This window comes from Planctomycetaceae bacterium (genome assembly GCA_021371795.1).
In the GTDB taxonomy this organism is placed as follows: domain Bacteria; phylum Planctomycetota; class Phycisphaerae; order Sedimentisphaerales; family UBA12454; genus UBA12454.
In genome coordinates this window covers 1-26,469 of record JAJFVK010000005.1, presented here as the reverse complement: position 1 = coordinate 26,469, position 26,469 = coordinate 1, and the positions used below count along the sequence as shown (strand labels likewise).

General features: G+C 43.1%; 25 protein-coding genes and 1 tRNA gene. 13 read left to right on the top strand and 13 right to left on the bottom strand.

What is annotated here, in order from left to right; genetic code table 11:
- The first annotated feature begins 106 nt into the window (after positions 1–106).
- Positions 107–2,971 carry a PAS domain S-box protein gene (locus tag LLF92_02335; protein MCE5339955.1) on the top strand — a complete coding sequence of 955 codons (2,865 nt, stop codon included), beginning with the start codon at positions 107–109 and terminating at the stop codon, positions 2,969–2,971.
- A gap of 88 nt (positions 2,972–3,059) precedes the next feature.
- Here LLF92_02335 and LLF92_02330 read toward each other — a convergent pair whose 3' ends face one another.
- The 5 genes from LLF92_02330 to LLF92_02310 all read right to left on the bottom strand — a co-directional run bounded on the left by LLF92_02330 (position 3,060) and on the right by LLF92_02310 (position 6,661).
- The gene (locus tag LLF92_02330) at positions 3,060–3,635 is read right to left on the bottom strand and encodes a GyrI-like domain-containing protein (protein ID MCE5339954.1); all 576 of its coding nucleotides are present in this window, start codon (positions 3,633–3,635) and stop codon (positions 3,060–3,062) included.
- 14 nt (positions 3,636–3,649) lie between these two features.
- Positions 3,650–3,949 (bottom strand): transcriptional regulator, encoded by a 300-nt coding sequence (locus tag LLF92_02325; protein MCE5339953.1) that lies wholly within the window; start codon positions 3,947–3,949, stop codon positions 3,650–3,652.
- A 1-nt stretch (position 3,950) separates the two neighbouring features.
- A complete protein-coding gene (locus LLF92_02320; protein MCE5339952.1) occupies positions 3,951–4,532 on the bottom strand; it encodes a hypothetical protein in 582 nt (193 codons plus the stop codon).
- 142 nt (positions 4,533–4,674) lie between these two features.
- Positions 4,675–5,436: a hypothetical protein gene (locus tag LLF92_02315; protein ID MCE5339951.1), complete on the bottom strand. Its 762-nt coding sequence runs from the start codon at positions 5,434–5,436 to the stop codon at positions 4,675–4,677.
- Between the two features lie 22 nt (positions 5,437–5,458).
- On the bottom strand, positions 5,459–6,661 hold the full coding sequence (locus LLF92_02310; GenBank protein MCE5339950.1) for a U32 family peptidase: 1,203 nt from the start codon (positions 6,659–6,661) through the stop codon (positions 5,459–5,461).
- A 154-nt stretch (positions 6,662–6,815) separates the two neighbouring features.
- On the opposite strand from LLF92_02310, the gene LLF92_02305 reads away from it, so the two are divergent.
- The 3 genes from LLF92_02305 to LLF92_02295 are packed head-to-tail and all read left to right on the top strand — an operon-like array spanning position 6,816 to position 9,109.
- Complete coding sequence (locus tag LLF92_02305) at positions 6,816–7,550, top strand: C4-type zinc ribbon domain-containing protein (protein ID MCE5339949.1); 735 nt, start codon at positions 6,816–6,818, stop codon at positions 7,548–7,550.
- Positions 7,551–7,554: 4 nt separating this feature from the next.
- Positions 7,555–8,616: a phosphoribosylglycinamide formyltransferase gene (gene purN, locus LLF92_02300; protein MCE5339948.1), complete on the top strand. Its 1,062-nt coding sequence runs from the start codon at positions 7,555–7,557 to the stop codon at positions 8,614–8,616.
- Positions 8,617–8,641: 25 nt separating this feature from the next.
- Positions 8,642–9,109, top strand: coding sequence for a hypothetical protein (locus LLF92_02295; GenBank protein MCE5339947.1), 468 nt, complete (start codon positions 8,642–8,644; stop codon positions 9,107–9,109).
- 26 nt (positions 9,110–9,135) lie between these two features.
- On the opposite strand, the gene LLF92_02290 is transcribed toward LLF92_02295, so the two are convergent.
- From LLF92_02290 to thiE, 3 genes are all read right to left on the bottom strand, one after another.
- The gene (locus LLF92_02290) at positions 9,136–10,560 is read right to left on the bottom strand and encodes a UDPGP type 1 family protein (protein MCE5339946.1); all 1,425 of its coding nucleotides are present in this window, start codon (positions 10,558–10,560) and stop codon (positions 9,136–9,138) included.
- A 76-nt stretch (positions 10,561–10,636) separates the two neighbouring features.
- The gene (locus LLF92_02285; protein MCE5339945.1) at positions 10,637–13,087 is read right to left on the bottom strand and encodes a methylenetetrahydrofolate reductase C-terminal domain-containing protein; all 2,451 of its coding nucleotides are present in this window, start codon (positions 13,085–13,087) and stop codon (positions 10,637–10,639) included.
- A gap of 489 nt (positions 13,088–13,576) precedes the next feature.
- Positions 13,577–14,623 carry a thiamine phosphate synthase gene (gene thiE / locus LLF92_02280; GenBank protein ID MCE5339944.1) on the bottom strand — a complete coding sequence of 349 codons (1,047 nt, stop codon included), beginning with the start codon at positions 14,621–14,623 and terminating at the stop codon, positions 13,577–13,579.
- A 117-nt stretch (positions 14,624–14,740) separates the two neighbouring features.
- Between thiE and LLF92_02275 the strand changes: the two genes are divergently transcribed.
- The 3 genes from LLF92_02275 (at position 14,741) to LLF92_02265 (ending at position 18,434) form a co-directional block, all read left to right on the top strand.
- The gene (locus LLF92_02275; GenBank protein ID MCE5339943.1) at positions 14,741–15,931 is read left to right on the top strand and encodes an acetate kinase; all 1,191 of its coding nucleotides are present in this window, start codon (positions 14,741–14,743) and stop codon (positions 15,929–15,931) included.
- A 60-nt stretch (positions 15,932–15,991) separates the two neighbouring features.
- Positions 15,992–16,630: a DUF2959 domain-containing protein gene (locus LLF92_02270; GenBank protein MCE5339942.1), complete on the top strand. Its 639-nt coding sequence runs from the start codon at positions 15,992–15,994 to the stop codon at positions 16,628–16,630.
- A 124-nt stretch (positions 16,631–16,754) separates the two neighbouring features.
- On the top strand, positions 16,755–18,434 hold the full coding sequence (locus tag LLF92_02265; protein ID MCE5339941.1) for a hypothetical protein: 1,680 nt from the start codon (positions 16,755–16,757) through the stop codon (positions 18,432–18,434).
- Here the strand turns inward: LLF92_02265 and LLF92_02260 are convergent.
- The 4 genes from LLF92_02260 to LLF92_02245 form a co-directional block, all read right to left on the bottom strand.
- Positions 18,421–18,690 (bottom strand): hypothetical protein, encoded by a 270-nt coding sequence (locus LLF92_02260; GenBank protein MCE5339940.1) that lies wholly within the window; start codon positions 18,688–18,690, stop codon positions 18,421–18,423. The two genes, LLF92_02265 and LLF92_02260, sit on opposite strands and share 14 nt — an antisense overlap.
- A gap of 15 nt (positions 18,691–18,705) precedes the next feature.
- Positions 18,706–19,101: a RidA family protein gene (locus tag LLF92_02255; GenBank protein ID MCE5339939.1), complete on the bottom strand. Its 396-nt coding sequence runs from the start codon at positions 19,099–19,101 to the stop codon at positions 18,706–18,708.
- Entirely contained in the window at positions 19,098–19,631 is a 534-nt protein-coding gene (locus tag LLF92_02250) for a methylated-DNA--[protein]-cysteine S-methyltransferase (GenBank protein ID MCE5339938.1), read from the bottom strand. Before LLF92_02250 ends, LLF92_02255 begins: the two co-directional genes overlap by 4 nt.
- A gap of 183 nt (positions 19,632–19,814) precedes the next feature.
- On the bottom strand, positions 19,815–20,069 hold the full coding sequence (locus tag LLF92_02245; GenBank protein ID MCE5339937.1) for a hypothetical protein: 255 nt from the start codon (positions 20,067–20,069) through the stop codon (positions 19,815–19,817).
- Between the two features lie 255 nt (positions 20,070–20,324).
- Between LLF92_02245 and LLF92_02240 the strand changes: the two genes are divergently transcribed.
- From LLF92_02240 to LLF92_02215, 6 genes are all read left to right on the top strand, one after another.
- Positions 20,325–21,317: a hypothetical protein gene (locus LLF92_02240; protein ID MCE5339936.1), complete on the top strand. Its 993-nt coding sequence runs from the start codon at positions 20,325–20,327 to the stop codon at positions 21,315–21,317.
- 155 nt (positions 21,318–21,472) lie between these two features.
- Positions 21,473–21,545, top strand: a tRNA-Lys gene (locus LLF92_02235).
- Positions 21,546–21,610: 65 nt separating this feature from the next.
- Positions 21,611–22,261 carry a DedA family protein gene (locus LLF92_02230; GenBank protein MCE5339935.1) on the top strand — a complete coding sequence of 217 codons (651 nt, stop codon included), beginning with the start codon at positions 21,611–21,613 and terminating at the stop codon, positions 22,259–22,261.
- Complete coding sequence (gene amrA, locus LLF92_02225; protein ID MCE5339934.1) at positions 22,261–22,824, top strand: AmmeMemoRadiSam system protein A; 564 nt, start codon at positions 22,261–22,263, stop codon at positions 22,822–22,824. The genes LLF92_02230 and amrA overlap by 1 nt, the downstream gene beginning before the upstream one ends.
- Positions 22,808–23,875: a DUF1570 domain-containing protein gene (locus tag LLF92_02220; protein ID MCE5339933.1), complete on the top strand. Its 1,068-nt coding sequence runs from the start codon at positions 22,808–22,810 to the stop codon at positions 23,873–23,875. Before amrA ends, LLF92_02220 begins: the two co-directional genes overlap by 17 nt.
- A gap of 209 nt (positions 23,876–24,084) precedes the next feature.
- On the top strand, positions 24,085–24,666 hold the full coding sequence (locus tag LLF92_02215; protein MCE5339932.1) for a Maf family protein: 582 nt from the start codon (positions 24,085–24,087) through the stop codon (positions 24,664–24,666).
- Positions 24,667–25,550: 884 nt separating this feature from the next.
- Here the strand turns inward: LLF92_02215 and LLF92_02210 are convergent.
- Positions 25,551–26,243 (bottom strand): transposase, encoded by a 693-nt coding sequence (locus LLF92_02210; GenBank protein ID MCE5339931.1) that lies wholly within the window; start codon positions 26,241–26,243, stop codon positions 25,551–25,553.
- Between the last annotated feature and the right edge of the window lie 226 nt (positions 26,244–26,469).

Sequence of the window (26,469 nt, the reverse complement as noted above, 5' to 3'; positions counted from 1 at the left end):
AAAAATTGCCTAAATACAGGCTTTCCCTTACTTAAGCATCGGTTAATTTTACCCGATAAACGTATATACTATATTTATATGTAAACTATTAACTATGGATATATACATGGAAAGTTTTTTTACTGAACAACTTGATTATATTTACTTCTTCTACGGCCTGGCCTTTCTGGCACAGTCTATTATCCTTTTTTACGCACACTTTCAGGCCAAATCAAAACTGCCGCTGATATGGCTCGGTTTGTTCTCTTTGGTTATTAGTATGGTTCAGTGGGCTAATCTGGCGGCAACAATATCCGACAATCCGTTCCTTCTTTTTTTATTCAGAGCAACGGGGCTGTCAATAGCCCTGACATTTCTCTTTGAATTCGGCAGAACCGGACTTGGCCGATACAACATAAAAACGCCGGGCAGATGGATATATCTTATTCCCGGCACTATTCTTTGCACAGGAGCATTCTTCGGCGGTTCGGCAGGTTTTCAAACAGCCGCAAATTACTCACTCGGAATAACAGGAGCATTGGCAACCGCAGCAGTATTCGCAATCGCATACAAATACGAAAAACAACAAAGACCATATTATCTTATCTTTTCCGGATTTTTTATCCTCGGCGCTTTCATTTTCGCTCTGGGCGTACCGCGAACACCATTTCTGCCTTCATCAATGCTGAACTATCAGTTATTTTCAAATTTTTCACACATCCCGCTTGAGGCGGTCTGTGCCGTAATCGGCGCGCTTTTGGCAATCATACTGTCAATTTTTGTTTATGAAGTGTTCGACTACGGCAAAAATTTCCGCCTCGGCATAAAAATGACCCTATTGTATCTGCCAATCTGCCTCATTCTAACCATCGTAATAAGCGGATGGGCACTTACAAATTATACGAGCAACAACTTCGACCGGTCGAGAAAACATAATTTTCTGCACCTTGCGATAGTATCTTCAACCACATTCAATACTTCACAAATAATTTCACTGACAGGCACAGAGACCAACATTTCAAATGAAAATTATAAACAAGTTAAAAAACAACTGATGAATTTGCGCAGAAATCTGAACCTCGACGGTTATAAGGAAAATTGCCGATTCATCTACCTGCTTGGTATGCGGGATGGTAAAGTTTTTTTCATAGCAGATTCAGAACCAGAAAGTTCACCGGACATATCCCTGCCGGGAGATATATTTGAAGAAGCATCCGATGGACTTGTAAAATGTTTTTCTGACGGCCTCCCTATTGTCGAAGGACCAATCACAGACAAATGGGGTAAATGGATTTCAGGTACGGCGGCAATTCGCGACAGAAGCGGAAAAGTAATCGCACTGCTTGGCATCGACACCGACGCAAAAAAATGGCAGAGAAGTTACGCCTTAATCAGGCTGTCGGTTATTACAACAATAGGAATGTTAAGCCTCCTTATTATGTCAGCGGTCATAGTACTGCATCTGCTGGTATCTGCGGCGACCAAAAGACTAAACGCTGTTGAATCGCTGGAAAAAAGCGAAGCAAAATACAAAACGCTGGTCGAAAATCTGAATGTCGGCATTTTCAACAATACAATCGAAAACGGCCGATGCTTCACAGACGCGAATATTGCGATGGCAAGACTGTTCGGCTGCGATAGCGTCGAAGAATTCAAACAACACTCTGTTCTGGATTTTTACAGAAATTCAATAGACAGATATAACTACATCCAAAAATTAAAAGAATTCGGATTTGTTAAACATTATGAGCTTGCCCTGAAAAAGAAAGACGGCACGCCAATCACAACATCATTAAACGCACAGGCAGAGTTCGGCCAGGATGGGAAAATCAAATCCATCTTCGGCGTTGTGGAAGATATCACAGAACGCAATAAAATCGACGAAGAACTTAGACGGTCCCGTGAGACTCTGCGAAAAATCATAGATTTAATGCCGTTCGGCATAGTAATAATCGATAAAAATAAAGCTATCCGGCTTGTAAACAATAAAGCGGCTGAAATGACCGGCTGTTCGCATCATTCAGAACTGCTCGGAAAAAGATGCCACAGATTTATCTGCCCGTCTCTTGAAGGTAACTGTCCGGTAATCGACCTGCATCAGAATATTGATATGTCTGAAAGAGTTATAAAGACCAAAGGTGGAAAGACAATACCAGTTCTTAAAAGCGTAACTCCAATCATATTCGAGAATCAGGAAGTTCTGCTGGAGTCTTTCGTCGATATAACGGAACGCAAAGAAGCCGAAGAAAAAATGAATGAACTCAACAGGAACCTCGAAGCGGCAAACGAGGAAATGAAGCACTTCGCTTATATCGCATCTCACGATTTGCGAGAACCGTTGAGAAAAATAATGTCTTTCGGTTCAATGCTCGAAAAAACAATTAAACATAAAATAGAACCGGAAGAAAATGAAAATCTTACCTTTGTAGTAGATGCCGCAAAACGTATGAGCACAATGATTGACGGACTGTTGAGCTATTCGCGCGTCAGCACAAAAGGACACGAGTTTGAAGATATCCAGCTTGACGAAATTATCGAAGGACTCAAACTATACGAACTGGGAATGCTTATTGAAGAAACACATACAACAATAAACATACCACAGCCGCTGCCGACAGTTTGCGCCGATATGCTGCAAATGCGTCAATTACTGCAAAATCTTATCGCCAACGGCATCAAATACCAGAAGAAAGGCAATGTGCCTGAAATTACTATCACAACCAAACCGGCGGCTAACGATATGATACGCGTGGAGATCACCGACAACGGTATCGGAATCGCTCCGGAATATCACAATTCAATATTCTCAATGTTCAAACGTCTGCATACAAATAAGGAGTATGAAGGCACAGGCATTGGGCTTGCGGTCTGCAAAAGAATCGTGCAACGCCATAACGGCCAACTCGGCATCGAATCGCAGGCAGGCAAAGGCTCAACGTTCTGGTTCACTGTGCAGGCGGCAAAAGTGTTATCTTGCGCAGCGGTATCATGATTTCAAAAATCCGGAATTTGCCAAAATGGCAGTTTCAACTGCAAAAAATGCCGCTAACTGTAAACTACTTATCAGTTAGCTGCTTTTTTTATTTTGCGCCAGAAACTTTTGTAACAGGAACAACTATATCTGACTGTGCAATATTTTCACAACTTTGATTTTGGCCGCCCGATTCGAAAACTTCAAACGCATTATCTATCGGCCTGTAACCATTTTGGGCAATCCACGCAAAAAGATAGGCATAAACAGAACCATAATCTTTGCAGCCGGCAGGTTTCTTTATAACTACAGTATCCATTGCGATTAAAGTTTTAATATCTGTCATTGTGCCGAGCGTACCGGCCATTTTAAGAGAGTCCTGCGAGACAGGGATTTGAATTTCAACAAGGCAGTGCTGCGAATTTAAAGAGAAAAGATGCGGATTATTCAAATAAACAAACCGCAAATTGCCCTGTGGAGATATTCTGTTCTTTCCGGCAATCGCGTAAAGTTCACCAATTGCCTGACCGACTTTTTCATAGGGGCCGCGGTAAACAGTGTAAAGAACTGTCTGCGATTCAAGTTTGCCGAATGAAATAGAAAAATTATTTGGCTCCTGCGCAGCAACGGCAATTGAATTTAAAACAATCACAACACACGCCAACATCCAAAAATGTTTTTTCATAAATTTCCTTTCATTTAAGTTTTATCGTCTTCAATAATTTGTTTTAAGGCATTTATATGTTCATTAAAAGCATCGTGACCTTTTCCGGTAACGCAAACAAAAGTGCGAGGCTTGCGGGCAACGAAAGTTTTTTCAATCGCGATAAAACCGACATCTTCAAGTTTTGTCAAATGCGCACCGAGATTACCATCGGTAAGGTTCAGCATTTTCTTGAGATAAACAAAATCCATTTGTCCGCCCCGCTCGAGTGCGCAAAGGGCAGCCATTATCCGCAAACGCACAGGCTGATGAATTATGTTATTCAGTTCAGCCATTTTATTTCCACCGTAATTTAGTATATAAACCTATGATAAAAATTACGCCGCCTGCCATAAACGCCATCCAAAGACAGTAAAAATGCGGAAGAAAGAAAAAACCTATCAGCGTCATCGCGGTAACAAACAATCCCGTCCAAATCAGGTACATTTCTTTAAACCACAGCCCCATCATTATGTAAGCGAACATCGTCGCCGTTACAATAAAAGCATTCATCTGCATACCATTAAATGGAGCAAGCAGACTTAGCCAAATCGAAACATATAAAAACAACAGCCACCACATTGCGCCAACACGCCAATTCATTTTTTCTTCGGCCGGTTCTTTAAATGGCATTTTCCGCAAAAGCCAAAACCAAAGAAAGTAACTTCCAACTCCGCCAACCGCAGCCATTGTCCAGAATATTATGTGAGCGTATCTCAAGTAAAAATACGAGGCAGCATAAGCAATTGCCAAAAGCCCACCCCACAACATCATTAGCGGACTGCCGTAAGTGCCGGAAACTGCTTTACGCGTTCTGGTGATTGTATTTTGAATCGCAGCCAGCGATTCGACAGGATTTTCATTAATTAACTCGTCCATCTTTTATCCTTTCATTATTAATACAGAGTACTCTATGGCATAGAGTCTAATTTGTCAAGGAATATTTTAAAAAACGTGAAATTAGTAAAAAGAGCGGTTTTTAGGTCAAAAAACCGGCTTTTCCGCCAATTCGTATGAAATATCAATCGGTATTTTGCGGGGATTTCCGCTCAATGATACTCTTACCCTTGCCGGTGTCCTTTGCCTCATTTTCTTCATCTTTGGTAAGCTTTACAGTCGTATCGATTTCCTCTTTATTTTTAGGATGAACAATCGCTCCCATTTCGTTCAGAATTTTTATGGCTTTATTAACTGAAGGCGAAACACCTGAAAATTTAACTCGCAATATATCAGGTTCTATTAATATCACAGGATAGTAATCATACTTCGAGGAATCCTTTTTAGGCGTAAACTTTTTTTCGAGTTCCAGAGCAGTTTTTATTTCCTGCGAAACAGGCTGCTTGAGGCAGATGTCAAGATATGTCAGTCTCGAAACTGTTTTTTGTTTAAGGTTCATCGATGCCAATTTAATTTGAGTTCTGCGCACCCATTTTAGTTCACTATCTTTTAATTCTATTACAAGTTTTTCGTCGGGCGAAACTTTTGTGTTTAAGTATGAACGGATTTTAATATAAACATGCTGAAACTCCGTCTGCATTAACCAGTTGGACGGTGAAAAAGATTTTATGACAGGTCTAATACTCAAAAACGCAACGGCTGACGCCAAGCCTTGTAATCCCCCATCAAGCCAGCCTGGGAAATCTTTTTGCTTAACCAAATAATAACACAAAAAGCCTAATGGCACTAAAATGCAAAAGAACGGAATCAAACTATGCAGAACAGAATTTCTAAAAACAACATACGGATGCCTCGGCGATACCTCGTTAATTCTTTTCAGCTCCACAAATATCTCCTGTTGTAAATATTTAAACAATTCTCCTTAATATCGAATAAGCCGGCAATTTTTGCTCCAGCACCATCTTTTGCGGATTATTCACAAACTCTAATTGTTCGCCATTAACTGTTTTTAATGGATTCGGCAATGTTATTTCAAAAATTTCGCCGGCAGGAGTTATTACCTCCAATTTTTCGCCTGCGAACATTTTGTTTCTCGCGTGGCAGATGCAGCCGGTTTGAGTTTCCTCATCGACGATATCGCCGACAAATACAGCTTCAGAACGTGATTGGCTTTTCTCATTGCTGTAATCGTCCGGCGTGATTGAGCCTTTCATAAAACCTTCGCTGTAACCACGATTTTTCACCCTGCTCAATAATTTAAAGCATTCTTCTGTGCTTATTTTTTTGCCATCAATCAACTGCCTGTAAAGCGAAACTACCGACGCGATGTAATGAACCGATTTCATTCTGCCTTCAATTTTGAAAGCATCCACACCAATATCTTTGAGTTTATCGGCATATTCGAACAGCGCAAGGTCTTTGTTGTTAAAAAGGTATTGCCCCCTTTGGTCTTCAAATACTGGAATGTATTGGCCGGGTCTTGATTCTTCAACAAGAGAATATCCCCATCTGCATGGATGCGTACATTCGCCGTGGTTGGCTTTTCGGCCGGTAAGATAATCGCTGATTGCGCATCGGCCGGAGTATGAAAAACAGACCGCGCCGTGAACGAAAACCTCAAGCTGCATACCGCTTGAGCGGGTATCTTCACGAATTTTTTTTATCTGCTCAAAAGACAACTCTCTCGCTAAATTTACTCTTGCCGCTCCTAATTGATGATACGCCAGAACGCTCTGACTGCTGACGGTGTTGGCCTGTGTACTAATATGGATTGGCGTTTTGATTCCTGCCTTTTTTAGTTCAAAAACAAGACCAATATCTGCAACAATTAATCCATCGGCCTTCATTTCGCTCACTTTTCCGGCTATTTTTATCAACTTTTCATATTCATCGCTAAAAGGGTAAATGTTTAGGGTAATTAACGCTCTTTTGCCGTTTTTATGCAAGAAATCGATACCTTTTTGGGCATCATCGAGCGAAAAATTGCCCGCGTAAGCCCGCAAAGAGCCGAATTCAGTGCCAAAATAGACCGCATCAGCGCCATATTTGGCCGCCCAGATGAGTTTTTCCAAAGTGCCCGCAGGCGCAACAAGTTCAGCTTTAAAGTTCATCAGTTCCATTTCAAATCTTAAAATTATTAGTATATTGGAGTAATTGCGGGAAAAAAACAAAATTTTTTGTTGAATATTATCCGCAGAAGTTGATAATGTCGGGTTCATAATTATTTAACTTTTCTGTGACAATTGCATAGAATAAGGAGCGTTCATGGGAACAGTGCTCAATGCTCTGGTAAAACTTCAAAGTGTAGAAAATAGTTTAAGAGCCGCCAAGGCCAAGCTTAACAGAAGCCGTCGTAACGTCATCTTAAAGGAAAATCAACTCCGTACATTGCAAAACAACCTGGCTTCTAAGCTGGACGAGATACAGCTTACAAAAATCCAGGCCGACCGTATGGAACTCGAGCTCAAGAGTGTCGATGAAACCCTCGCCAAATACCGCGCAGCGCTGAACATCGCGAAAAGCAACAAGGAATACGCGGCAATTCTGACAGAACTCAACACTACAAAAGCCGACAGCAGTAAAGTCGAAAGCCAGACTTTGGAACTGATGAAAAATATCGATGCCGACCAGACGCAATGCGAAGTCATCAAACAGCAAATCGAAGTCGCCAAGAACGAACTGGCAGAAATCCGCAAACAAACCGAAGAACAAGCGAAAAAATTCGAAGCGGAAATCGTCCAAATCGAACAGCAATGGCAGCAGGCGGCAAAAGATGTACCCGCCGAAGCGCTCGAGACTTTCAAAAGAGTCGCGGAAACTTATGACGGCGAAGCGATCGCAGAAGTCGAAATTCAGGATCACAGAAGCGGCGTTTATACCTGCGGCGGATGCTTTATGAACCTTACGACCGAAACCGCTAATACCCTGATGAGCAAAGACGAAATCCTTCGCTGCCCGAACTGCACGCGTATTTTGTTCCTCAAGGAGACGGAGAACTAAGGGTTTGGTTGATACCGTAACCATCTTTACCGACGGCGGAAGCAGAGGCAATCCCGGCCCTGCAGCCGGTGCGTTCGTTTTATTCGACGAAAACCATCATCAGCTCTGCGCAAAAGCAATGTTCATTTCACACGCAACTAATAATATCGCTGAATATACCGGCCTGCTGAACGGACTCGAAGAGGCATTTTCGCTCGGCGCTAAAGCCGTAAAAGTTTTCAGCGACAGCGAACTGATGGTCAAACAAATCAACGGCGAATATAAAGTCAAAAACGAGGGACTGCGGGAATTGTACACGGAATGTTTCGATTGGCTGACAAAATTCAAAAGCTGGCAGATTAATCACGTCCGCAGAGAAAAAAACACACATGCCGACAAACTTGTCAACAAAGCTCTCGACAACAAAAAAGATTACGAAGAAAAATCAAAAACACAAATAGATACAACATCGAAACATCTTCGACTCGGTATACTGATAAGCGGAAGCGGAAGAACGCTGATCAATTTTAACGAACTGATAAAGCAAAGGCAGTTAAACGCTGAAATCGCAGCGGTAATATCGTCCCGATCGGACACCGTCGGCGTTGAAAAGGCAAAAAAAGCCGGGCTGCCGCTGGAAATCATCCGCAAAAAAGATTATCCCGACATCGACGGATTCAGCAAACAAATCGGAAAAGTTCTAATCGAAGCAAAGGTCAATCTTGTTATACAGGCCGGCTGGCTGTGCCTGTGGAAGATTCCGCCGGAACTCGAAAATATGGTTATGAATATTCACCCTGCACTTTTGCCCGCGTTTGGCGGACAGGGCATGTGGGGGCATCACGTACACGAAGCGGTAATCATCGCCGGCTGCAAAGTCAGCGGCTGTACGGTACATTTCTGCACAAACGAATACGACAAAGGCCCGATTATTGTCCAGCGAACCTGCCCTGTAAAAGATGACGACACACCAGACACTTTGGCGGCCAGGGTTTTTGAACAGGAATGCATCGCTTATCCCGAAGCTGTGCAACTTTTCGCAACAGGCAGACTGTTCGTCGCCGGCAACAGAGTATTGACAAAATAGCTATTTTGCTTTATTGTATGTCTTCGTGAACACTCAACAGAAAAAACTCGTCGCCAACATCATAACCGTTTCGTTTTTCACGATAGTTATGATTGTGGGTTTTGCGAACATCAAAAACAGTATAAATCGCGCTGAATCCATACGAGCGATGAATGTGCTAAGCAAGGAAATATTCTCATACCGCCAGAAATATGGCTCCCTGCCCAATCAAATATATGTAGATGATTTTATCGATAGAGCTGGACTTGTCAGAGTCGGTCCGCTTCAATACAGAGCGATGTGGATAGAATACGGTTCTGATCCCAACAGCACAATACTCGCGTATTCTGAAAAGATTTACGGCGGATTCGTAAAATCAGGCTATATTGTTCTCTGGTACAACGGCAAAGTTAAATGGTACGAAAAGAAATATTTCGAAAAACTTCTCGCCGAGCAGCAGAAAAAAGACGAAGTTCAGTGGATGCTACAACATTTACAAAAAAAAGACTTCTGACAATACAAAAATATTATTATCAGTAATTAATCCAAATACAAGTTTTGCCCTGCGGTAATCTTCAAATTTTGTTTCTTCGCGACAACATCCTCTGCGTTTAACGCATAAGACGACGCAAGCTCGATAACGCAATCTATTGAGCCATCCGCTTTTTTCGGAATCTTCACGCCGGCGGCTTCGAGCCATTTCGCGCCGCGTTCGGTTATCATCTGTTTTGTAACAGCGGGACTATCGGCACCCTCGGCATTTTTCACCGGAGCAAATTCTTCGCTGCGGATTGTTTCAAGAATGATAGACTCTTGGGCAAGCGGAAGAGCATCGAAAACGAACGTTTCAAGTTTTATGCCGTTTGGTTTGGCCGGCTCAACTTTTTTGCCGGTTTGAACATCAATATAAGGAATCTTTTTCACTGCCCTGTGATAAGGCAATGCGAAACCTTTCGCGTTAAGCCTTTCGATAAATGTTCGGCTGATAATATGAATCGCGATACTGCCAAGTGAGAAAACAAGCGAACCATCAGGATTTTTCTTATACGCAAGCTCGTCCGGCAAATCGCTATATTCGATTACAGTTACTTTACCATCAGCAAGACAGAAATTGCCGACCTTTTCGAGCGGCCCGCATTTAGTCAGATATTTTGATGACATTTCCGCCTCGTCCATCGCGTGCAAACCGACGAACAGCGGGTCAAAAATATTTATCAGCGGGTTATCAACCTGGAAATAGCTGATGTATTCAATGCCGTTCTTTTTCATATCGGCAGCGGCTCTGCTTTTATAAATCGCTTTTAAGCTGCCGCCGTGACCGTCTGGAGATTCTGCGATAACGCCTTTGTCAGCAAGCAGAATTTGGCCGTCCATAGAATAATTTACTTCAGTACCCTGCTGGAAAAAGTAAACGCCCTGTTCGCCAAGGCCGAAGAAATTGTTATCTTTGAAAATTTTTCGTGTCGGCTCGTGATTGAGCGGGCTTGTCATTATGTACCACTTCGGCAAAAAATTATATTTTTTCCCTGCTGCTTTTATCGATTCTGCAAAAATCTGGAATAATGATTTATTTTTAATCGGGCTGACTCTGAAATCGCCTTTGGGGCCGTCAAAGCCAAGTCGTGTACCCTGCCCACCGGCGACAACGAACGCGGCGACTTTGCCTTTTGACATAAGTTCGGCGCCAAGTTTCTTCGCTTTGGCAAATTTTTCTTTTTCCGCGGGCGTTTTGGGTTGGGCGGTATAAACCGGAGCGGGTTCGATTTTCGCCGGCAGTTTTGTCGGCGCAGAATTCTTTACATACTCATCTATTTTCGAATCGAGCGATTCAAAATCTATCTGTTCAATCTGGCTAAGCAATTTTTCTTTGCCGCCATCGTCGAGTTCGTTCCAGAACTTTAACAGATGCTGTTGATTATGTTTAGTTAATACGTCTAATGCTTTTTTATATTTTTCAGTAATCATTTTTGCATTTTAGAAATCAATTTCTAATTTGCAAGAACAATTTCAAATACCTACAAAACAAAGACTTATCTTTCTGCTACGCCGTTGGTTTTCTGTTTTTCTGACAGAACTCACCCATCAGCATCATCGCGGTATTAAGTTTTTCGCTCGAGCCGTCAAGGTCTGCGTAAGCCTCGACAAGTTTAACCAAATCCGGGTCCGCCGGAACATTCCCAAGATGGTGCGAAGCATTGACGATACCGGCGTCAAGGCCATAACGCATCGCGACTTCGACATACGCGCGGGTTACGCCGATTTTTCTGGCGGGTAAATCGCGAACGCTATTTGTTACCCCCAGCGAGAAATGACAATTCTTCAACTGCGGGTCAGTTTTGATTTTCTTAATTGTGTTGAAAGTTCTGTAAGTATAACCCGGCACGCCCGGCTGCATCGGCATATCGATTGCCAGCGGGAACACCGTCGAATCGAAAAATATTTCGTCCGCCTTGAAGCCGTGCTTCATCGCAGCATCGTAAATTGTTTTAGCCAGATTAAACAAATCGTCAACATTATCTGTTGTCGCTTTTGCTTCGCTGATGAGCAGGCCGATGAACTTGTAATCGAAATGCTTTTTCGGCGGCATCATATTATCAATCGTATAAATCTTTATTGAGTTAATCAGCGGAGGCAGAACTTTTTCATCCGTATCGTACCATTCTTTCAGGCCTGCGATAAGAACATCGTCATCGCTGCTGTCAACGCAAACCGGCACGCCTCTGCCGAATTTGCGAACGAGTTTGACATATTCCTTCATCAGCTTAACCGCAAGAGTTGGGTCTGTTTCGCCGAACTGGTCGATATTGACCGCGATGTAATCCGCACCATCGGCAGTCTGCGATTCAATCAACGCCTTAACATATTCAAATTCAGGACTTGGTTTGCTGAAACAGTCATCGCCAAGAGCCAGAAGCTGCTTCATTATCTGCCCTGTTTTCGGAATCGAAGCGTGAACTGATTCGCCGATGTTTATAATCGCGTTTTTCATTGTATGGTCCCTGCCAAAAAGATAGTTCGGTATCGACGCGGAATGTTCAAGAGCGGGGATTCTCGGCCTGTTAATGGTCTTTCTTAATTTTTCATAGCCGCCCTTTTCCGCGCCTGCCGCTTTGTAGATTCTATCGCCAATACAAATACGTTCAAGATTATTTCCGCATTTGCCTTCGACAGTCGAATCGCCGCAGGGTGCGTTGTCCATACCTTTTTCACAACAACCGATTGTGCAAAGCCCGAAATTCTCCGGCAGATAACAATCGCCGCACTCTTCGCAGTCGAACAGACAGTACTTCATCGGCTTTTCAACCATAAAGAAGCTCTTATATACAAACCCTTTGCCTTTGTCGGCTCCGAAAAATTTCATTATCTTTTTAAATACGTGAAAACCTTTATGTTTCGGGTCGAGTATCGCCCAATGCATAAAATCGAAGAAACGATGGCCGAATGTTTTCGGATACTCCGACAATGCAGCCCTGTTGCCCGTTTCGTCGTAGAGATAAAAAGCTTTTATCGGCGGCCAGCAGAGATTTGTCTTAAATTGTTCCCAGTTACCGCCTATCTCGGCTGCACGTTTAAGAATCTTTATGAACATTTCATAATCGTGCACACCGCCGAGGTCAACACCGGCTGCGCCGATTGCCTTATACATCGCAATCTGCTGGGCGGCGCGTTCGATATGTTCATCGACGGATTCAGAATAAACTTTCGCCAGCAGTTCATCGCTGACAAAGCAGCCCGGCAGTTTTATATCGTGCATAAGCCGCGGTGCGGGCGTAATTGTGCTCAACAGATAAACATTGCCGAGCACCGGCACATCTATATTGTTCTCTTTCAGATAGCGCACAAGTTCGACAGACTTTTTCCAGTCCCAGCCGACCTGCGTAATCAGAAATTTCGCTCCGCAGGCGACTTTTTTCTCCATCTTGAAATACTGCTGCATTTGGGACGCTTCGGTATATTTGAAAGGCGATACAGCCGCACCGGCGAAAAATTGCTTCGTCGCGGCAAGACTTTCCACTTTCGCCGATAAATACGCTTCATTATTTATGCGTGTGATTTTCGCAAGCATACTCGTCGATTCAAGTTCGAATACACCGCGTGAGCTGACGGGTTTATCGCCTGTGAGCGCAAGCACGCTTTCGACGCCAGCCGCCTTGTGAGCGGCAAGCAGACTTGTGATGGCGTCAGCGTTGGAATCTTTGCTGCTGATATGCGGAATGAAATCAAGTTCGCCGAGCAGATTTTTGCTCTCGAGATAACGATGTACATCAGCGGGTTCGATATTGGCGACACCGCCGGGACTCTGCGGACTGGTAATACCGACAAAGTTGAATCCCTGCGGAATATCTTTGCCGCCGCTGCTTTTGAATGCTGTGAGGAAATTCTCGATTGGAGCGTAATTGAAGTTCGGCCCGCCGACAAGTTCGGCCACAATGACAAATCCATTCTTTTTCAGCAATGCTTGACTTAATCGTTTTTTACCAGTTTCCTGCATATCGATTCCTTTACTAACAATAACATATTATATGATAGTAAAATCGTCTCCGACAGCTATACGATTTACAATGCTTTTTTGACACAATCCTGCTGTTCTTGCAGCCGCGATTGCCACTAATTTTGTATTTTTCCTTGTGGATAAGTTGTTGATAACGTATTGTAAATGTTAAAATAAACGCATTGGTTAATCAGGGTAATTACCGGTGTTGAATTATATATATTAAAATTACATTTTTGCCAGACAAACGCCAAACATCTAACACATGCAACTCTCTCATTGTAAAGGACTTAAAACCAGAGTTTTTGTGGATTCAATAAAACACCTGCAACACTATATTATCTATCTTATCGTTCCTATTCAAATCTTATGCCAAAAAATATTTTTTCGGGATTTACTGGTTCAAGTGGATAACTCACAATTTTAAAAACGATTATAGCTTATTAAAAATCAAGAACTTATATTCGGACCTCCATTTTTAGAAAAATATCAAATATTTCTGTCAAGCTTTTCTTTGAATTTTTTGCAAATATTTGCAGGATTTTCCGCCAGACAAACGCACGATGAAACTGCGATTCGTTTTGCTCCTGCCTGTATAACTTTATCAACATTTTCCAGAGTGATTCCGCCGATTGCGACAGCTTCGATTGATTTGGTTTTTAGAAAATCTGTCGCCTGCTTCACATAATCTAACCCGCAAATTTCAACTTGTTGTTTAGTATTCGTTGTAAAAACAGAACCAACGCCGACATAATGCGGCCGTTGTTCGACAGCGGAGGCAAGTTCGCTCATTGAATGAGTACTTACGCCAATAATCAACGGCTTTAACTGCAATTTACGTATCTCATTGGTCGGCAAATCATTTTGACCAAGATGCACACCGTCAGCATCCGCGGCGATTGCTATATCTGCCCTATCGTTAATAATGCTGACAACATTATTGTCTTTACCGATTTTAACAAATTCACGTGCAAGCGGCAAAAGTTCGCAATCAGATATATCTTTCGCTCTTAACTGCAAACAATCCGCACCGCCCGCCGCACATTGTTTTGCGATTTTTAATACATCAATACCTGCCTGCATAGTAATAATACAATAGAGTCTTGTATTTTTGAATTTTACGGCCGGGAATCCGAAAAGAGAGATGTCTTTTTCGATTGTGTAACATTCGTAACGAATTTTTTCAAATTCCTGTGCCAGTTTACTGTCAATTATAGCGACAGATTCCGTGATTGCCCTTATCGCCTCGACAGTTCTGGCAAGGCCGGCCGTTACACAATCTTCAAGGCTTTGGCGTTTCATCGGCTCGGCGATTTTTACATCGCAGCCGACGTCATTTTCCGTATCACGAGACGAAATAAGTCTTTGTGCATCAATTTTCGAGATTGAGGCACTTAATTTATGTCGGATTTCCTTGCAGCGTGATGAAAGCTGCTGATTATCGAGCGCAAACCGGCAGAATTCCTCCGCAACGCGCAGCCCTTCGCGTGCACGGTTGTAATTCGCATCGATAATTCTGTAAATCGCTCGATTCATGACACCAATCTATATGCCAATCCATTTTGTTACAAGTGAAAATTGATAATTGACTTAAAGGCGTTATGACTATAAAGTTATGGTTTAATTATATTTAAATATTAAGGACTATTAAAAGTGAAGATTTTAGTTATTAACGCCGGCAGCAGTTCGATTAAGTATCAATTGTTCGAAATGCCTGCCGAGAAAGTAGTTGCGAAAGGCCTTTTGGAAAAAATTGGCGAAGAAACATCAAAATTAACCCACACCACCGACTCAAAAGAGCACAAAATCGACACAAAAGCCGCCGACCATTCAGAGGGTATGAAACTTATTCTCAAAACTCTCGTTGCGCCGGAAACTGGCGTTATGAAAGATATTTCTGAAATTAACGCCGTCGGTCATCGCGTTGTCCACGGCGGCGAAGAGTTTACCGCTTCGTGCGTTATCAACGAACACGTGATTGACTCGATTGAAAGATTCGCAGACCTTGCTCCTCTGCACAATCCGCCGAATTTGACTGGCATCAAGGCCGCTCAAATTGCCCTGCCGAACGTTCCGCAGGTCTCCTGCTTCGACACTGCGTTTCATACAACACTTCCGCAGACGGCATTTATTTACGCGCTGCCTTACGAAATTTACGAAAAATTCCGCGTCAGAAAATACGGCTTCCATGGCACAAGCCATAAATATATCACTCAACGCGCCGCCGTTATGCTCGGCAAAGATATTAACGATATCAATATCATTACCTGCCACCTTGGCAACGGTTGCTCGATGGCCGCGGTAAAGAACGGCAAAAGCATCGACACATCGATGGGACTTACGCCGCTGGAAGGTCTGGTTATGGGAACTCGCACAGGCGATTTCGACCCTGCGATTCTTTTCTATCTGTCCGACAAAGGTTACAGCGTTGACGATTTGAATACGATGTGCAACAAGAAAAGCGGATTGCTCGGCATCTCCGGCGTTTCGAATGATATGCGAAATCTCCGCGAACAGGCCGAAAAAGGCAACAAACGCGCACAGCTTGCTTTCGATATTTTCTGCTACAGGATAAAAAAATATATCGGCACATACACAGCAGTAGTTGGCAGACTTGACGCGATTGTTTTCACCGGCGGCATCGGCGAAAACTCGCCGGATGTTAGAGCAAAATCCTGCGGCGAACTTGAGCAAATTGGCGTTGAAATAGATTCTGCCGCAAATACTGCGAAAAATCGCAACGAACGCACAATCAGTTCTGCAAATTCAAAAGTGAAAGTTTTTGTAATTCCGACAAATGAAGAACTCGCAATCGCGCAGGATACTTTTAGTTTGACAAAATAAAATCAGAGCCCTGACCGTGAGGGAGGGGTAATAAAAACAATATTTCGAAGGAACGGAAAAATGAAAAAGGTATTGCTGATTTCAATTGCGTTACTGTTTGTATCAGGCTGTAACAGTCTATATTACGGCACAATGGAAAAATTCGGCAAGCAGAAACGGGACATTCTCGTTGACCGTGTTGAAGAGGCTCGCGACGCACAGCAGCAAACCAAAGAACAATTCGCATCAGCGCTGGACAAATTCAAAAGCGTTGTAAACGTTCCTTCAACTGAATTGCAGGAAAAATACGATACACTCAAAGACGAGCTTGCAGACAGCGAAGAAAAGGCCGCCGCTGTAACAAAACGCATCGCCGCTGTTGAGGATGTCGCCAAAGATTTGTTCGCTGAATGGACAAAAGAGCTTGACCAGTACACAAACGCCGACCTGAAAGCCGACAGCAAAAAAAAACTCCAGCAGACCCAGCAGAAATATAATCAGTTGATTACAGCGATGAAAAAAGCGGAGAGTAAAATCGAGCCGGTACTTTCCGCGTTTCGCGACCAGGTTTTATATTTGAAGCATAACTTAAATGCACAGGCAATCGCTTCGCTGCAAACAGAAGTTACAACAATGGAAACGGACATTGCAAAATTGATTGCCGAGATGGAAAAATCCATCGCCGAGGCCGACAGCTTTATCAAAACTATGCAGGAATAAGACTTTAGACGCATTTATATCATCATTTAATACTAATTGATTTTTTGAAAAATCGTGGTATATAATTCGGCTATATAGTCTGATTATATAATCGGTATTAAGGGGATTTTTAAGGAGGTTTAAGATGAAAAGAAGAATCATAGCAATTCTTGTATTGTTAGCTTCAAACTGTTTTGTCTTCGCTGAAGATTACACTTGGAATAATTCTGCCGGCGGAACATTCGGAGATGCCAACAACTGGACTCCGCAGGGTGTTCCCGGTCTTGACGGCGGCGACATTGTACGCTTCACTCTGCCCGCAGCTTACACCGTTACATTCGACAATTATTTTTCCAATGATGCTCTGTATGTCGATGGCTCCAACGTTACAATGGATTTAGGCGGATACAATTATTCGCTGGATTATTTATCTGAATACGACCGTTCCGTAAACATCGGTCAATATGACCGGGCAGGTCTAACCATAAATAATGGTAATGTTTACAGCAGAGAAGTTTCCATCGGACAATACTCCGATTCTGCAGGAAGCCTTACTCTATCCGGCACAAACGTTTCTTGGACAACAATGTATGACGAGAACTGGCACGGCATTTGGCTCGGTGAAGACGGCGACGCAAACCTCGCCATTTTAGACAACGCCAAATTCTATCACGGCCACGGCTTGAGCGCATTTGGTTCTGAAAGCAATGTGCAAATCGACGTCAACGGCATTAACTCGTATTGGTATGTTGACGGCCAATTTGATATGTCCGTTTCAGGAGGCACCACGGTCAATATCACCAACGGCGGATTTATGGAAATCGGAAAACTCACTATGGCGTTATATCCGAATTCTTCAGCAGAAATAAATATCACCGGCCAAAGTCATCAAACTGAATTACAAGTGCGAAACTCATGGGAAAATTTTAGCCTCGGACAAAGCGGCAAAGCTGAAATTAGCGTGTACAGCTCAAAAATTTTAAATTATGGCACGATGACCATCGCTGAAAATACAGGAAGCACAGGATTACTCGACATTCACGAAGGCTCATGGGTCGATTGCGCTAACTCTGTCGCTGTAGGCGGCACTCTCGAAAAAGCCGGCGGAACCGGACAAATAAATATTATCGATGATAACCCTGAAGATTCAACCGGCGTTAATTTTACACCGACGTGGCTGCAAGGCCAATACGTTAAAGTCTGGCCGAATGGAACTATCGCAATGGACGCAGGCGTAATTGAAGCCGAATACAATGAAGGAGTTGCAAATTCAATTATCCTTCAGGGCGGAACGCTCAAGGGTAATGGTGTGATTTGGGCGCACGTTGAAAACAATGGCGGCGTTGTTGAGCCGTTAGATAATGGAACCAACAAGGTATTGGAGCTTGAATACAATTATTCACAGGATGCGATGGCAACTTTAAAAATTGCTATTGGCGGTATCGAACCGGTTAGCCAGTATTCTCATCTGCGAGTTACTCATCCCGCTTACGGCCAGGTTTCGCTTGATGGCATTCTCGATGTTGAACTCGTTGATGGTTATGTGCCGAATTATTATGATGTATTTTACATTATTGCCGCTCAACATGTAACAGGCACATTTAGTAACGCGGTTTCAAAATATGTTTTTAAAGACGGCAGCTTCGATATATTTTACGATAACAATTCTATCAATTCCGTTATTTTAACGCATTACAGTACAGAGCTTTCCTGTCCGAAGTTTCCGCGTGCCGATTTTAATAAGGATTGCAAAGTAAATATGATTGACTTTGCGGTGTTCGCTGAAGAATGGCTGACGTGCAATCTTTCGCCTAATTGCAATTAACCTTTGCCGCCGCCCAGTTTCGCCAATAAAGCATAATGTCTATCATTACCATTGCGCCGTTTAGGATGTAGAGGTATATAACGCCGTCGAAATTGTAGAGTACCTTGTGCATTATGCCAGCGATATAACCGACGAAAACGATAACGAGAAACGGCAGACTTTTTCCGCCGTTGACGCACGATGTATAAGATTTATAAATTGAAAACGGCCAACCCGCCGCAAAACACAACAACATTATTATTTCAAAGATGCTCATACTGTTCCAAAACTTTTATAAATTAGACTCTTTGACTGCAACAACGGAAATTTCTACTTGTCCATCTTTCGGTAATTGTTTGACCACAACGCATACACGAGCCGGATACGGCTGCGTAAAATATGTACTGTAGATTTCATTCATCTTTGCGAAATCGCTCATATCTGTTAGATAGACTTCAGCCTTTACAACGCTTGTGAGGTTCAACTCCGCCGCGAACAGAACGGCCTTGATATTTTCCAGCACCTGCCTCGTTTGTTCTGCGACTCCACCGTCGACGAGCTTTCCGGTTTTCGGGTCGATGCCAAGCTGGCCGGACATATAAACCGTGTTGCCTGCTCGAATCGCCTGTGAGTAGGGTCCGATTGCCGCCGGTGCGTTGCCGGATTCTATTTTCTTTGTCGGAATCATTTTAATCCTTTCATCATTTGTTTTTCATGTTCGAGCATTCGGTTTTTTGTTTTGCTTCCGCCAAAACTAAAATTGCCGATTGAGCCATCGCTTTTTACGATTCTATGACAGCCGATTATTAAAGGCCAATTATTTTTTGCCATTACGCTGCCGACCGCCCTTGCCGCACCCGGACAACCTGCCATTGTCGCTAATTGGCCATAGGTTGCCACTTCCCCGATTTTTATTTTCCGACAAACCTTTAAAACCCGCTTGGAAAAATCTGTGAGTTTGTCCTGGTTTAATGTAATTTCCAAAGCCTGAAAATCCACATAATTACCGTTATAATAATCAATTATAGCTTTTTCTAAATTGTGATATAAGTTTTCGACTTTGTTCGCCTGATATGATGTGCCGGCCAGCAGATGCTTTTTAACCGCCTCGGAGTTTTCCATCGGTAAACAGGTTTTTAGCAGCCCTTTTTCATCGGCAAGCAGCCCGAAAAAGCCCCATTTGGTCTTAAAAATTGTATATTTCAGGTCATCTGCCATAGTTATATATATATATGGTTACACTCCCCCCTATTGCAAATACAATATTTTGCTCAAATGTCATAATACCAATTGGTATTATTGCTCGCGCGTTATAAGGGTTGCAACTTATTAGCCCGCTTCGCTTTAACCGCGGAGTAACGCACGAATAATTTATAGAATCCATATAACTGATTATGCCGGCTAATCTTCCTGCCCTTCGAGGACTTTGCGAAGGTATTTATTTTCCCGTCTGGTCGCTTCCACGTCAAAAATCAGGTATTTGACAATCAGTTGAAGCTGTGCGAGCGAATCCTCCAGCGTTTCGGGCGTCTTAATACCCTTTTTAGGCTGCGACCTGACGGAAAGCAGTATGTTTTTGCTTGACCGTGCTGCCGGCAGATTTGAAACTTCATCGAGCAGGTGTTTCAGTTTTGTCTCAAAAGCAGAAATATCCATTTGAATACCCTCCTTTTTTTATCGGATAACCGAAAACTTCTTCTGTTAGCTTCCTGCGTTTAAACTACGTCCCTGTCTGATATGCGTGCAATATATGTACCATCCGTGTCAGGGTGTATTTTACACCCGCGGGATTCCAAAAAAAAGCCTTTTCCCGAAAAAAAGCAAAAAACTTTTATAAGAACCCTGAACCGCTTGCATTAAAACAAACTTTGTAGTACTATATATATGTCTAATTTGGCGGAGTTGAAAACTATGAGAGTAAAACTGCCCAAGACGCTTTGGCTCGTGCAATGGCATCTAATCTTTGTCGCCTTGATGGTCCTGACCGTTATTTTGTGGATGTTCAGCGGCACAACAGAATCTTCCCTTGCCGAAAACCTTTATCTTGTTCCCCTAATGGTCGCAGCAGGCGTTGGCATTTTTGCGATTATATTGCTGTTATACCAAATCGCCGAAATTCTCACAAATCAGCAGCAGTCGCTCGATCGCATCAGCGACGGCCTGGCCGCGAGCAGAAATATGTTCGAGCAAATCAGTCAGGGCGTGAAATTAAGCGAAGCGGCGAAAACAATCGCCTACCGTGATATGGACAATCAGTATCTCCGCGCATCGGTTATGGAAAAACTTCATCAGCAGGATTACAAGGCGACTTATGCGATGATTGACGCAATCGCACAGCGAAGCGAATACAAGGCTCTCGCTGAAGAATTAAAAATGGCCGCCGACAATTATCGCGACTCGACAGAGCAGGGAAAAATCAATCAAATCATCGGTTACATCGACAAGCTGCTCGAACAGTTCCAGTGGGCGACGGCGAGCATACAGATTGAACGGCTGATAAAGAATTATCCTGAATCTGAAAAGGCGCAAGCTCTGCATCAGAAACTGGCCGACAAAAAAGAACAGCGTAAGCGTCAGCTTCTTGCCGCCTGGGACGAGGCGGTCAAGCGAGACGATACCGACAGAAGTCTGGTGATTCTCAAGGACCTTGATACTTATTTAACGCCCAGCGAAGCGCTTGCGCTTCAGGAAGCCGCCACGGAAGTATTCAAAAACAAGCTGCACAATCTTGGCGTACGTTTTTCACTGGCCGTCAGCGACAAACAATGGGCTGAAGCGCTCCAAACCGGCCATGAGATTATCAAGAGCTTTCCGAACAGCAGAATGGCCGACGAAATTCGTCAAAAGCTCATGACCCTGCGAAATTTGGCCAAAAATAAGCCTGAAACGGCAAAAACTGATTAAAACATTTCCTCTTGCATAATTTTGGCTTTTATAGTAAATTATCCCATCTTATTTCAGTTCGTCAGACGAATACGGTTGCGAATCTGGTGTCATTTGAGTCGGGTTTGGACTATGAGTGATACAAGTTACGCAACCGCTTGACTTTATGCGAACATGAGGGTGTAGCTCAGCTGGTAGAGCAACGCACTTTTAATGCGTAGGTCTTGGGTTCGAATCCCAACACCCTCATTTGTCGTTAGTTCGCCGCAGGCGATTCCTCAAATCTTGAATTTTAAATATTAAATTTTAAATGTATGAATGAATCCGCTGAAATAATCAACAATCCCACAAGAAAAGTCCCCGCCTGGCACATTCACAAACGCCTGTATGATTGGGTTTTGCATTTCGCGCATACAAAGCACAGTATGGTTGCACTTTTCTGCTTAAGTTTTGCCGAGTCGAGTTTCTTTCCTGTTCCGCCGGATGTTTTGCTGGCTCCGCTGGCTCTTGGCGCTCCGAAAAAATGGATACGTTTTGCAACTATATGTTCAATCGCTTCTGTTCTTGGCGGAATCGCGGGCTATCTAATTGGAATGGGATTATGGGAAGTGATTGACCAGTGGGTTTTTGCGAATCTCGGTTCGCTCGGCTTCACGCAGAAGAATTTCGAGACTTTCAAAAATCTGTACGACAAGTATGATTTCTGGATTGTCTTCACCGCAGGTTTCACGCCGCTGCCTTATAAGGTCTGCACAATTTCGGCGGGTGTTGCGAGAATATTTTTCCCCGGCTTTATCATCGCTTCAGTTATTAGCAGAGCCGCGAGATTTTTTATGGTCGCAGGACTGTTCCGCTGGAAAGGCGAAGCTATCAGGCCTTTCATCGACAAATATTTTAACCTGCTGACGCTGGTCTTTATGATTCTTCTTGTCGGCGGTTTCCTCGCAATTAAATTATTCAAATAATGAACGAAGAACAAAAAAAACAATTGCTGACAGTCGCAAGGGAAACTGTCAAAGCTGCTGTATCACGGAAAAAACCTGCGGCGGTATCTTCCGATGATCCCGTTTTGAATGCACACTGCGGATGTTTTGTAACGCTGAAAAATCGAGGCGAACTTCGCGGCTGTATCGGCCAGTTCACTTCAGACAGACCGCTTATCGAGTTAGTTCACGATATGGCAATCGCTTCATCAACGCAGGATTCGAGATTTTTCGGTGAGCCAATCACCCCCAAAGAAGTTGACGAGCTTGATATCGAAATTTCAGTTCTTTCACCGCTTCAAAAAACCGATAACCCGCTGAATCTTCGGTTGGGAATTGACGGCATATATATCCGTCGCGGTTACGCAAGCGGCTGTTTTCTGCCGCAGGTAGCGACTGAAACCGGCTGGAGCAAAGAAGAATTTTTATCGTATTGCTGTTCGCACAAGGCCGGCCTGCCTGACGACATATGGAAAGACAAAAAAACCGAAGTCTATTTATTCACCGCTGAAATTATTGAAGAAGAAAATGAAAATAAAAAATAAAATTAATCTCTGTGTCCTCTGTGTCCTCTGTGGCTTAACTTTTTCTGGTTGTCAGGAAAGCAATACTGTCCCGCAAAAAAATGTTCCGGCTAAATTATCAACCGCTGAAGGTCTGATTAAGTACATCAAACCTTTGCCTGCAGTCGAATCCGTTCGCGAATGGCAAAGCCCCTACGGCTCCGGTCTGGTGATTGAGACAAGTCATTATGAAATCTATACAACAATGTTTGAACCGCTGATGCTCAAACAGATTCCGGCGTTTGTAGAAGCAGTCTGGCAGCAGTATCAGGAACAGATTCCCGAACCGGTTACGGTTCTCGGCAAATCGAAGCTTTATCTGTTCAACACTCGCGAACAATGGGAACAGTTCTCAAAAACTTTCACAGGCGCACAATGGCCGATGTATCAGAAAATCAAAAAAGGCGCATATTTTTTAAATGACACCTGTGTCGCATACAACATCGGCAGAACGCGAACTTTCAGCGTTATCGGGCATGAAGGCTGGCATCAATTCTGCAATAAATATTTCAAATATCGCCTGCCGAGCTGGCTCGACGAAGGCGTCGCGCAGCTTTTTGAAAACAGCACAATGCAGGGCGGAAGATTTATTTTCCTGCCGGCCAAAAATTATCAGCGTGTTGGTTCGCTGAAGCTCACAATGCAGAACGGAAAGATGATTCCACTGCAAACACTGATTGCATTGAACCCCGGCCAAACAGTTCTGCACAATAACCAGTCTGATGCCGCGACAATGGCATTTTACGCAGAGTCTTATGCGTTCGTAAGATTTTTGCGTGAAGAAAATTACGGCAAAAGGCTTGGCAATTATTATCAGATGATGCTCGGCGCTTTCAAAGGCACCTGGCCAATCAGCCCAACGGAAGCACAAATCGCATCGGACAGAAATATCGCACTGACTGCGCAATGGAACAGTTACATCGCGCAAAAATTATTTAAGATTTATGTCGGCGAGGATATTAAAAAAATCGAACCGGAATTTATTGCGTACTGCGGAAAAATTACTTATTCGATTTCCGTATCAAGCTATTAATACCAATTGGTATTATTGCTCGCGCGTTGTGATATTTGTAACTTATTGGCCCGCTTCGCTTTACCCGCAGACTAACGCATGAATAATTTTAAATATCCGTATAATGCCACCCGGCATAATTAATATCGCGTCTAAAGGTTTTGTAAATTATTACGCCAGCTTCGCTAAACCGCGATGTACAAACACCGTTTTTTATTACGATTGGTATAATGTTAAAGACTGAAAAATTCATTCTCGCATCTGCTTCTCCAAGAAGAAAAGAACTTCTCACAAAAGCAGGATACAATTTTGAGATTGTCGTATCGAATGTCGATGAGTCTAAAATCTCTGCCGATGGGTTGACGTCAATGGAATACACGTGCAAACTCGCAATGGCAAAGGCACAGGACGTCGGGGATAGATTTCCGAACAAAATAGTCGTCGGCTCCGATACCATCGCGGATTTCAACGGCGAAATTATCGGCAAAGCCGAGTCAGCCTGGCACGCCGAGGAGATTACAAGAAAATTATTCAGCCGGCCGCACAAGATTATTACCGCGATAGCGATGATAAAGAAAAATGCTGATTTTAAAACTGTGGAGTACGACGTTACGACAGTATATCCGAGAAAAATGACTGACAAAGAGATTGCCGAGCATATAGCATCAGGGACATGGGAGGATAAGGCCGGTGCATACGCAATTCAGGAAGGCGGAGATAAATTTATCGAAAGAATTGACGGTAGTCTGACAAATGTGATGGGCTTTGGTATGGAACTTTTTGAGAAGATGTTCAAACAGGCTGCGATTTGACCGCCGACTAACACTCGACCATAAGATAAACAAATGCACCCGACAGGACTCGAACCTGTAACCTTCGGATTCGAAGTCCATTGGTGCGTCTATAATACCAGTATTGACAAAAGGTTGCAAGCCTGTTTTTAAGTCAAAAACTCACTTGCAAGTGGTTTACAACTCCATATACAAGTTACTTACAACTCCGTATATACTGCACACTGACGAACTTTTTGACGAACTCTTTACAATTAAATTCCACATTCACAATATGCTGCCGATTGTTGCCGAACAGAACAAAAGAAAACTTTTTCAACAGCCCCGCTGCGCCTAATCGATCAATATGAAAATTAGTAAGGCATCAATTTATCGAAATATTTTAGTCAATTAAAAACTGTACCGGACACCTTTATTTGCCCCCATAAAAAAAGTGCCACTGTCGAGTAAATACCCAACAATGGCACTTTGGTCAATTATGGTTTATACTTTTCACGACAGTACCTGATGAATCCGTCATTTGCCTTGTCGTACCTAAACCATCATAATGGTAATAACTATTCGCACCCGATCTATTCATCGATATTAAATCGTTACCATAAGTATAAGCAGCCTGAACAATTCCCGCATTATCAGTTTCCACAACACTTGTTTAATCTGATTTTTTGTTTCTGATTCTGCCTGCTCGCCATCGTGCAATCAAAACTGCAAAGGCACAAATAAATATGACTAACGCCAAATAAAGATAAATATGTGAATCAGGGTATTTTTCTCCGAATGCAACTCCGAAGCCAAAGACCAAAGTCAAGCGAAGTATCCATGTGGCCAAATGACCCATCAAATATAACCATTTATCAAACCAACATTGCATTTTTACATCCTACAGGAGAATTAGGGACAGCCACCTATTTTTTCTTTTTATTCCCATCGTTTTCTTTCTTTGGTCTGCCAACCGGCAACGGACGTAATCTGCGGCCTGCCAGCTTTTCAAGCTTACTTATAAAACTATCACTGCCCAATGGCCGACCTCGCAATGTACCGCTACGAAGCACCTTAATTTCTTTGTCCGGCAATCTCCGCATCAACAATTGCTTCCACTGACCGGCTTGCATCATTTCATACCATCTGCGTAAATCCAGCAGCTCCGATTTACTGTTTGCGTCAATATGCGCGGCCGCACTCGACCATTCATAATTCCACGGCTTACGGCTTATGCCGGCACGCAATGGATTATGCTCTATATACCGCATCGCTGAAAAGAAATGATGCTCGTCAAGGCCGCAGGAATAAAATCTGCTCTGCCAGAGATGGCCGCTGCGTTTGTGAAAACGATTGATGTATTGCGTGTAAATGAAATGCGTTCGGCCAACCGCCATTGCAAGAGACTCTGCCTTTGCAGGTATCGCTATCAGATGAACATGATTCGTCATCAGACAATAACCCATCAGCGTTAAGGCATATTTCTCCGCCTGTTGCTTTAGAATTTCCAGATATACTTTTTTGTCGTCATCGACAAAGAATACATCCTGTTTATTATTACCTCGTTGGGTAATATGATACGGCAATCCTTCTAAAACTATCCTTGCTATTCTCGGCATAGCATAAAAATATCAACCCTTTTACATTTGTCAACACAAAAATAGGTGGCTGTCCCTAATTATAATTAATTATAATTAAGCAAAGTGTTTGCCGTCAGGAGAAATGGCACAGTATAGCTGCTTAAGTTAAGAGAGGGTTAAAGTCTCTTCCCTAATAGGGAAGAATTTAAATCGACTTTTCGGCTCCTATAATATAATATTATTTTTATTACAGGAGTTGCAAAAT